The sequence below is a fragment of the Flavobacterium sp. genome (assembly GCF_040382755.1).
Lineage (GTDB): Bacteria > Bacteroidota > Bacteroidia > Flavobacteriales > Flavobacteriaceae > Flavobacterium.
The window spans coordinates 1-9,649 of sequence record NZ_JBEIET010000079.1; the positions used below are offsets into that span (position 1 = coordinate 1).

8 protein-coding genes are annotated in these 9,649 nt (G+C 32.4%); 6 read left to right on the top strand and 2 right to left on the bottom strand.

What is annotated here, in order from left to right; all coding sequences use genetic code 11:
• Positions 1-66: 66 nt before the first annotated feature.
• Entirely contained in the window at positions 67-1,668 is a 1,602-nt protein-coding gene (locus tag ABWO04_RS07960) for a fumarate hydratase (protein WP_353078936.1), read from the top strand.
• 140 nt (positions 1,669-1,808) lie between these two features.
• Entirely contained in the window at positions 1,809-4,763 is a 2,955-nt protein-coding gene (locus tag ABWO04_RS07965; protein WP_353078923.1) for a S8 family serine peptidase, read from the top strand.
• 204 nt (positions 4,764-4,967) lie between these two features.
• On the opposite strand, the gene ABWO04_RS07970 is transcribed toward ABWO04_RS07965, so the two are convergent.
• On the bottom strand, positions 4,968-5,420 hold the full coding sequence (locus tag ABWO04_RS07970; RefSeq protein WP_353078925.1) for a DUF1573 domain-containing protein: 453 nt from the start codon (positions 5,418-5,420) through the stop codon (positions 4,968-4,970).
• 157 nt (positions 5,421-5,577) lie between these two features.
• Between ABWO04_RS07970 and ABWO04_RS07975 the strand changes: the two genes are divergently transcribed.
• Positions 5,578-6,849 (top strand): sensor histidine kinase, encoded by a 1,272-nt coding sequence (locus tag ABWO04_RS07975; protein ID WP_353078926.1) that lies wholly within the window; start codon positions 5,578-5,580, stop codon positions 6,847-6,849.
• The gene (locus tag ABWO04_RS07980) at positions 6,842-7,525 is read left to right on the top strand and encodes a response regulator transcription factor (RefSeq protein WP_353078928.1); all 684 of its coding nucleotides are present in this window, start codon (positions 6,842-6,844) and stop codon (positions 7,523-7,525) included. Before ABWO04_RS07975 ends, ABWO04_RS07980 begins: the two co-directional genes overlap by 8 nt.
• A 16-nt stretch (positions 7,526-7,541) precedes the next feature.
• Here ABWO04_RS07980 and ABWO04_RS07985 read toward each other — a convergent pair whose 3' ends face one another.
• A complete protein-coding gene (locus ABWO04_RS07985; RefSeq protein ID WP_353078930.1) occupies positions 7,542-8,105 on the bottom strand; it encodes a CvpA family protein in 564 nt (187 codons plus the stop codon).
• A 77-nt stretch (positions 8,106-8,182) separates the two neighbouring features.
• On the opposite strand from ABWO04_RS07985, the gene ABWO04_RS07990 reads away from it, so the two are divergent.
• Together ABWO04_RS07990 and pheS are read left to right on the top strand one after the other, a co-directional pair.
• On the top strand, positions 8,183-8,539 hold the full coding sequence (locus ABWO04_RS07990; RefSeq protein WP_353078932.1) for a hypothetical protein: 357 nt from the start codon (positions 8,183-8,185) through the stop codon (positions 8,537-8,539).
• A gap of 81 nt (positions 8,540-8,620) precedes the next feature.
• Positions 8,621-9,640: a phenylalanine--tRNA ligase subunit alpha gene (gene pheS / locus ABWO04_RS07995; protein WP_353078934.1), complete on the top strand. Its 1,020-nt coding sequence runs from the start codon at positions 8,621-8,623 to the stop codon at positions 9,638-9,640.
• Positions 9,641-9,649 lie beyond the last annotated feature (9 nt).

Consider the following 9,649-nt stretch of genomic DNA (forward strand, 5'->3'; position numbering starts at 1 on the left):
GATTTAAAAACCATGCAGGTTGGAAAAACAAAAATCCGTAACTTTACCTTTCAAAACATACACACAATGGACTTTTTATATCAAGATCCGTATCCAATTTTAAAAGACGATACACACTACAAAAAATTAACTTCTGATTACGTAAAAGTTGAACAACTTGGCGATAGAGAAATCTTAGTGGTTGACCCAAAAGGATTAGAATTATTAGCACAAGAAGCTATGGACGACGTTTCATTTATGTTGCGTTCGGCTCATTTACAAAAACTAAGAAACATTATCGAAGACCCAGAAGCAACAGACAACGATCGTTTTGTGGCTTATAACTTATTGCAAAATGCCGCAGTAGCGGTAGAAGGGCAATTGCCTTCTTGCCAAGATACTGGAACAGCAATTGTAGTTGCCAAAAAAGGTGAAAACGTATACACAGGTGTTGAAGATGGCGAATGGTTATCCAAAGGAATTTACAATACGTACCAAAATAAAAATCTTCGTTATTCGCAAATTGTTCCGATTTCGATGTTTGAAGAAAAAAACTCAGGTTCAAACTTACCCGCTCAAATTGATATTTATGCGAAAAAAGGAAATTCGTATGAATTTTTATTTCTAACAAAAGGTGGTGGTTCGGCCAACAAAACCTTCTTATATCAAAAAACAAAATCGTTGTTAAATGAAAAATCGTTAGACGAATTTGTTCGCGAACGCATTATGGATTTAGGAACAGCAGCTTGTCCTCCGTATCATTTGGCTTTAGTAATTGGCGGTACATCTGCGGAAGCAAATTTAGCAGCCGTGAAAAAAGCATCAGCAGGATATTATGACAATTTACCAACATCAGGAAACATGTCGGGTCAAGCGTTTCGCGATTTAGAATGGGAAAAAAGAGTACAAATCATTTGTCAAGAAAGTCAAATTGGAGCACAATTTGGCGGAAAATATTTAACGCATGATGTTCGTGTCATTCGTTTACCTCGTCATGCGGCTTCTTGTCCGGTGGGAATGGGTGTTTCGTGTTCTGCAGATCGAAATATCAAAGGGAAAATCACCAAAGACGGTATTTTCTTAGAACAATTGGAAACAAATCCAGGACAGTTTTTACCTGCATCAGCGCCTCATTTAGAGCTAGCGGTAGAAGTTGATTTGAACAAACCGATGTCGGAAATTTTAGCTGAATTATCGAAATATCCAATCAAAACGCGTTTGAAATTAAACGGAACGTTGATTGTAGCTCGTGACATTGCTCATGCAAAAATCAAAGAATTATTAGACGCTGGGAAACCAATGCCAGAGTATTTCAAAAATCATCCGGTATATTACGCAGGACCTGCTAAAACTCCAGACGGAATGGCTTCAGGAAGTTTCGGTCCCACAACAGCAGGAAGAATGGACGTGTATGTAGATGAATTTCAAGCCGCTGGCGGAAGTATGATTATGTTAGCCAAAGGAAACCGAAGCAAGGATGTAATGAATGCGTGCCACAAATATGGCGGATTCTATTTAGGTTCGATTGGTGGTCCTGCTGCCATTTTAGCAAAAGAAAACATCTTATCAGTAGAAGTAGTTGATTTTGAAGAATTAGGCATGGAAGCGGTTCGTAAAATTACCGTTAAAGATTTCCCAGCATTTATCATTACGGATAATAAAGGAAATGATTTCTTTTCAAATTTGTAAAAAATATACAATTCAAAGTAAATTAATAGATTAGATAACAAATGTTAAAGTTTGGTAATTTAAAATCATGATATTGAAATTAAAACTTAAATCAATATATTTGCTTACCAAAACTTTAAAGTTGCCTAAAAACAAATAAAATGAAAAATAAAATATTAATACTACTCATAGTATGTACAAGTTTTTTTGGATTTGCTCAATCTGAAAAAGACATTATAAACATCACTAAAGATTACGATGTTGCGCTAATTAAAAGCAAAGCAAAGGAATTCAAAATTTTAGAAGAAAAAGAAAGAACAAGAGCTTATAAATATGCTCTGGAAAATAACATTCCATTAAGTTATACTGATGAAAAAGGAAACTTTCATCAATTAATGAAGCTAACTCCTGATGGTTATCCTTTATATTTTTCAACTGAAAATCAGGCCGCAGCAAAATCTACAAGAGCGGTACAATTAAATACTGGTGGAAGTTTAGGGCTTACGCTAAATGGACAAGGAATGGTTGCACGAGTTTGGGATGGAGGAACAGTTAGAGCTGAGCACAATCATTTTGAAGGAAGAGTGGTTTCAGTTGATGATGGAGGTGGAATAACATATTCACAACACGCTACACACGTAACTGGAACAGTTCTTGGTAATAGTACCAATTTATTACACAGAGGAATGGCCTATGAAGCGACAGGCAGAACATTTAATTGGACAGATGATGAAACAGAAGTTCTTGATGAAGTTTTGGGTGGGATGCTTATTTCAAACCACTCTTATGGTGTGCCTTTAACAAATAATAACGTTACGTTACCCGCTTGGTATATCGGAACGTATGATTCAGCTGCAAAAAACTGGGATCAAATTGCTTACTTAGCGCCTTATTATTTAATGGTGGCATCAGCAGGTAATTCTGGTGAAGATCAAAATAATGCTAATCCCATATCATTTGGAATTGATAAACTTACTGGAAATAAAACAGCCAAAAATAATTTAGTTATTGCAAATTGTTTAGATGTATCTGTAAATTCAGTTGGAGATATTTTATCTCCACCAGTTATTAATAGTTCAAGCAGTCAAGGACCGACTGATGATAGAAGAATAAAACCGGATATTACTGGAAACGGAACAGGTTTAGTCTCAGCAAGCAGCGGAAGTAATAGTGCAACAGCTAACCTTAGTGGAACATCAATGTCATCGCCAAATGTCGCGGGTACATTATTGCTTTTACAACAACATCACAATAATTTAACTACAAAATTTATGAAAGCGGCTACTTTAAAAGGCTTAGCTTGTCATACCGCAGATGATTCTGGAAGTATTGGCCCAGATATTTATTTTGGTTGGGGATTATTAAATGCTAAAGCAGCCGCGCAAGCAATTACTTCAAATGGATTAAATGCTTGGATTTCTGAAGAAAAACTTAATCAGGGGCAAACATACTCAATTACAGTAAAGTCTTTAGGAACTACTCCATTGATGGCTACTGCTTGTTGGACGGATGTTCCTGGCGATGCCAATAATGGTCAAAGAGAAGCTAACGATTTAACTCGTGCGCTTGTAAACGATTTAGATGTGAGAATCACAAGAAATGGCTCAACTTACTATCCTTGGAAATTAGATACAGACCCAACACTTGATGCAACTAGATTTGGAGATAATAATATTGATAATGTAGAACAAGTAAAAATTGACGTCCCTCCTGCTGGTGATTATGTTATTACAGTGACTCACAAAGGAACCTTAGTTAATAATAAACAAGATTTTTCACTAATCATTACAGGTGTCACTTCTGGTTTTGCATTAATACCTACTTCTAATGATCTTGAAGTTTGTGCTAATCAAGAGGCTGTTTACACTTTTAACTATACTCAAACAGGCACTACGACAACCACAACAAATTTTTCGGCAACTGGTTTGCCAAGTGGTGCAACAGCTGTATTTACCCCGTCATCTAGAAATTCAAACGGGCCTGTTACACTAACAATATCAAATTTATCTGCAGGAAATCCAGGCAGTTACAATGTTGGTATTGTTGGAAACAATGGTTTAGAAACAGAAACAAGGTATAAAAATCTAAAAATATTTAGTAGTACTTTTTCACCAATTACTGCTTCTTCTCCTGCAAATAATCAAGTTGGTGTAGCTACAACGGTAAATTTGGTTTGGAATGCACAAGCAAATGCTGAATCTTACCAATTACAAGTTTCATCTTCTCCAACTTTTGCAACTACAATTCTAAATGTTTCAAATTTGACTGGAAATTCTTATATAGTATCTAATTTAAGCCAACAGACTACTTATTATTGGAGAGTATCGCCATCAAACAGATGTGGAACTGGAATACTATCAAATGCCACAGTAAATAATTTTCAAACTGGTGTTTTATCTTGTGGAAATGAATTTTCTGCGACTAACTTTTCAAACGCAACAATAGCAAGTACTGCAAACGCAACAGCTTCTGTTCCAATTTTAGTTACTGGGGGATTAACTATTGGCGATTTAAATGTTGCTCTAAATATAACACATACTTATATTCAAGATTTTAAAGTTAAACTAACAGGGCCTGCTTCTATTGGTAGTCCAGTAATCACTCTTTTGGACCAACCTTGTGGAGATAATGATAATGTAAATTGCACTATGGATGATAGTGGTATAGCTGTTGCATGTGGCACTTCAGTACCAGCTTTAACTGGAAGCGTAATTCCTTCTCAAACATTAACTGCATTAAATGGATTAATTGCAGATGGGATTTGGACATTAACAGTAGATGACCCATATAATGGTGATGGAGGAACAATTAATTCTGTAAAACTACAAATTTGTAACATCCAAGTACCACTTGCTATTGAAGATACTACTTTTTCTAACTTAAAAATATATCCAAATCCAACTACTGGAATTGTAAATATTGATCTAGGAAACCAAAATTTAGAACATAATTCAATTGTAAAGCTATACGATATACAAGGCAGATTAATTACAATTAAAGAAATGAAAACCGCTGTAGACAATGTTACTATTTCTAATTTATCTGATGGCGTTTATATAATAACTATAGAAAATGGTAGTTCTAAAACAACCAAGAAAATAGTGTTAGCAAAATAATCAAAAAAAGGAGTTCAAATAGAACTCCTTTTTTTATGTAAACGCGCTATTAACTTATGGTTTAGTGTTGTAGCCTTTTCTAATTTAAGCAAGGAAATAAATAAAGCGACTCAAGAAATACCACTAAAAATAACGAGAAAAAAATATCCATAAAAAAACCCGATAAAAAATATTTACCGGGTTTAAATATAAATAATATTTTTATTATTTAGAAGCTGGTGCAGCTACTGCAGGTGCTTCATTAACTTTAACTGTTCCTTTTATTGTAATTGTTTTTGGAATAGTATTTTCTTCACTTGTCGTTACCGTAACAGTTTTGTGGAAAGCACCACCTGACGCAGCATTATATGTAGCAGTTACGGTTCCTTTTTCACCTGGTTTAATAGCTGTTTTTGTGTAATTAGTCGCTGTACAACCACAAGATGCTTTTACATCTTTTAAAGTGACATCTTTGTTTGTAGTGTTTGTAAAAGTAAACTCATAAGAAACTGGTTTACCTTGTTCAATAGTTCCGAATTCATGTGTTTCTTTTTCCCATTTCAATTGAGATGGTGTTTGTGGAGCAGCTGCTGGAGCTGCAGGGGCTGGAGCTGCAGTTTGAGCAAATGAAAGTGACCCCATGAATAATGCAACTGCAAGTAATTTTACTGTTTTCATAATTATTATATTTAAATTAGATGTTTATTAACATCACAAATGTATTTATTTTTTTAAATAATGTTGTTAATCCTAACTATTTATTGTGTTAATGAGTTGTTAATGATTAATTTCGCTTAAAAATTTGTCTTAATATCGTTAAAAATTTAAAATAAAAATGAAATTATCTCGATTTAATATTGTCATAATTATTGGATTTCTTGCTATTGTAGGGGTTATAATTATGCAATTATTTTTGATAAACAACGCGCACAAATTAGCGAAAAAAGATACTGAAGACAAAATATTTTTTGCCTTACAAGAGGTTTTAGAAAAACTATATAAAGATAATTTAACAGGTTTATTAGTTGCCAATCAGGTAGAAAAAGTATCCGGCAATTATTTCACTGTGAATGTAAATTATGAATTTGAAAATACCATTTTAGAACATTATTTAATATCAGAATTTCAAAAAAACAACTTAGATGTAGATTTTGAATATGCAGTGTATAATTGCTCATCTGATAAAATGGCGTTTAGCAATCACATCAATAGTAATGGCAAAAAAGAACCTATTAAATGCCCAAGTTGTTTTACAAAAAATCCTAAATACACCTATTATTTTGCTATTCGATTCCCGGATATTGAACAAAATTATTTTAAAAACTTAAATCAATATTGGATTTTTACAACTGTTTTGTTTCTTGTGTTGATTATTTATGTGTATTCTGTCGTACTTATGTTAAAGCAAAAAAAATATACTGAATTACAAAAAGATTTTATCAATAATATGTCGCACGAATTTAAAACACCGTTGGCATCGATTCTCATCGCATCAAATTATGTAAAAGAACAAAATGAGATAAAAGAAAATCCAAAACTGAAAAAATACAATCAAATTGTTGTCAATCAAACAAAAAGGTTAAATGAACATATTGAAAAGATTTTATATGTAGCAAAAACTGAAAGCAAACAAATGCTTATCGATAAATCCAAGTTTGAGTTGAAGCCTGTTTTAGACTTAGTAAAAGACAACATTATTTTAAAATATGATAAGGAAATTGATATCGATATAATTACCGCAAAAAAATATGTTTTAAAAGCAGATGAATTTCATGTGTACAATATTTTATTTAATTTAGTGGATAATGCAGTGAAATATTCTGGATTATCGCCTAAAATTGAAGTTGTTATTGCAGAAATTAACCAACAACTTTCTATACAGATTAATGATAACGGTTGCGGAATTCCAACTAAAGATTTACCTTTTGTTTTCGATAAATTTTATAGAGTAACTCGACAAGATATCAAAAATATTGAAGGTTTTGGTATTGGTTTATCGTATGTGAAAAAGATTTGCGATTTACATCGTTGGAAAATAACCATCGCTAATAATACTGAAAAAGGAATTGTAGTTACGATTATAATTAATCAAAAAGATTATGAGTAAAAAGAAAGTTTTATATATTGAAGATGAAGAAACGCTGGCGTTTTTAACTGTTGATAATTTAGAACAACATTTTGATGTGGTACATTGCAGTAACGGTAAAACGGGTTTAGATATGTTTTGCAAAAACCAATTTGACATTGTAGTTACTGATATTATGATGCCTGAAATGGATGGGTTTGAATTGGCAACCGAAATAAGAAAAAGAAATCAAGAAATTCCAATTATTTTTTTATCAGCAAAAACAATGAAGGAAGACCGTATTAAGGGTTTAAAACTTGGTGCTGATGATTATTTAGTGAAACCGTATTCGATTGAAGAACTAATCTTGAAAATTGAAGTCTTTTTACATCGCAGTCAAAAAAACACTGAAAAAGTCCTAAAAAAATATGAGTTTTCAGGTTTTATTTTTGAACCCGAAAATTATTTAATCAAATCCGAAACTACAAAAATAACGCTTACAGAACGCGAAGCACAATTACTAAAACTGTTTTTAGACAACCCAAATACGGTTTTAAAACGCGAAAAAATTCTTATCGAACTTTGGGGATCCGACGATTATTTTTTAGGCAGAAGTTTGGATGTTTTTATTTCTCGTTTACGAAAAATAATAAAAGAAACACCGAATTTAGCTATTGAAAATATTCCGAGAGTTGGATTTAAATGGGTTAGTGAATAGTAATATTTGTGGGGAATTACTCGTTTTTACCTACACGCAACGAATCAGAAGCTTTTTCGTTTTCAGGTGTTTCTTTTGTTCTTTCTTTTACTTCTTCGTACCATTTTTCAAGATTTGGCGACATAAATTTAGACACTTCTTGTACGGGCTGATAAAATAGGGATTTATTTAAGGTTTCTTCTTTTACCAACACACTATTACTATTTATTCTTTGAAGTAAATTCAATAAAACACCTAACATTAAAATGGTTTTTAACATACTAAAAACAGCGCCTCCAAATTTATTTAACCAGCCTAAATAAGCAAAACTTGCGATACTTGTAAAAAATTTAGCCAATAAATGAATGGCAATAAGTACTAAAATAAAAGTTATAGCAAAAGCAATAATTTCAATGTATTTTGGATTGGTTTTTATTTTTTCTTCTAAAGCCAATCGGACAATATGTGAAAATTTTATCGCTACAAAAATGCCCACAATTAAAGAACTGAAAGAGGCTATTTCTACAAAAAGACCATTTTTCAACCCATTATATATACTGTACCCTAATAAGACGGCAAAAACAATATCAATAAATTCCATAAATTATATTTATTTTATAAAAACAAAACTACAAAATGCAAACCTCAAATACTATCTTTGTAAAAAACTAAATACAAATGTCGAGAGATATACAATTAAAAGAACGCTGGGAAAAAGTAGTAACTTTTTTATCTGATAAATTTGCCGATGGTGACGTATTAGATTTAGATGCGATTATTTATTTAATTGGCGTGCAAGAATTAGGCAAAATAAATATCGAATTTAAAAAAGACGAAAAAGTAAACCTAATGCACATTGCCATTTGTAAACTATTAGAACCCTACGGATATTACGAATTTGAATTTTTCGATAAAGAGGGCTGGCCTCATTATAAAGTAATAAAAGAATTGCCAGCACTAAAAGCAGGAGAACAATCGGTTTTAATGAAAGACGCCATTGTGAATTATTTTTTAGAAAAAGAGATAATTAATTAGTGCTGAGTTGTAACTAAATGCAAATCACTTTTCACTAATCGCTAAAAAATACATAAATTTGTAGCTTATTACCCTTTTACGATGATAAACAAGATAAAACAACATATTGAAGAAGCTAAAGCGTTTCAAACTGAAGACAAAAGTACTTTAGAAGAATTTCGTATTAAGTACATAGGAAGTAAAGGTTTGCTTAAAGATTTCTTTGCCGAATTTAAAAACGTACCAAACGAACAAAAGAAAGAATTTGGTCAGGTAATTAATGAGTTGAAAAACACAGCAGAAGAGAAAGTAAAAGCCATTCAGGAACTACTTGAAACTAAAACTGAATCTATTAACGTATTTGGTGATTTGTCTCGTCCGGGAAATCCAATAAATATTGGTTCACGTCATCCGATTTCATTAGTAAAAAATCAAATTTTAGATGTTTTCTCGACCATTGGTTTCAATGTGTCTGAAGGACCAGAAATAGAAGACGATTGGCACAACTTTACAGCGTTAAATTTACCAGAATATCATCCAGCACGCGATATGCAGGATACGTTTTTTATTCAAACCAATCCAGATGTTTTGTTACGTACGCATACCTCATCTGTGCAGGTTCGTTATATGGAAAACAACAAACCACCTATTAGAACCATTTCTCCAGGAAGGGTTTTTCGTAACGAAGCCATTTCGTCTCGTTCACATTGTATTTTCCACCAAGTAGAAGGTTTATATATTGATAAAAATGTGTCGTTTGCCGATTTAAAACAAACGTTATTATATTTTACGAAAGAAATGTTCGGAAAATCTAAAATAAGATTGCGTCCGTCTTACTTTCCATTTACAGAACCAAGCGCTGAAGTAGATATTTATTGGGGATTGAAAACAGAAACCGATTACCGAATTACAAAAGGAACAGGTTGGTTAGAAATTATGGGATGCGGAATGGTTGATCCGAATGTGTTGAAAAACTGTGGCATTGACCCAAATGAATATACCGGTTACGCCTTTGGAATGGGAATTGAAAGAATTGCAATGTTATTGTACCAAATTGGCGATATTAGAATGTTTTATGAAAACGATGTTCGTTTCTTAGAACAATTTAAGTCAAGTTTATAAAATAAAAAA

Bases quoted from the DNA above. Each gene is read 5' to 3' on its own strand.
- ABWO04_RS07985 (WP_353078930.1), bottom strand. From the start codon at position 8,105: ATGGAATTTATTGATATTGTTTTTGCCGTCTTATTAGGGTACAGTATA.
- ABWO04_RS07975 (WP_353078926.1), top strand. From the start codon at position 5,578: ATGAAATTATCTCGATTTAATATTGTCATAATTATTGGATTTCTTGCT.
- ABWO04_RS07980 (WP_353078928.1), top strand. From the start codon at position 6,842: ATGAGTAAAAAGAAAGTTTTATATATTGAAGATGAAGAAACGCTGGCG.
- ABWO04_RS07990 (WP_353078932.1), top strand. From the start codon at position 8,183: ATGTCGAGAGATATACAATTAAAAGAACGCTGGGAAAAAGTAGTAACT.
- ABWO04_RS07965 (WP_353078923.1), top strand. From the start codon at position 1,809: ATGAAAAATAAAATATTAATACTACTCATAGTATGTACAAGTTTTTTT.
- pheS (WP_353078934.1), top strand. From the start codon at position 8,621: ATGATAAACAAGATAAAACAACATATTGAAGAAGCTAAAGCGTTTCAA.
- ABWO04_RS07970 (WP_353078925.1), bottom strand. From the start codon at position 5,420: ATGAAAACAGTAAAATTACTTGCAGTTGCATTATTCATGGGGTCACTT.
- ABWO04_RS07960 (WP_353078936.1), top strand. From the start codon at position 67: ATGGACTTTTTATATCAAGATCCGTATCCAATTTTAAAAGACGATACA.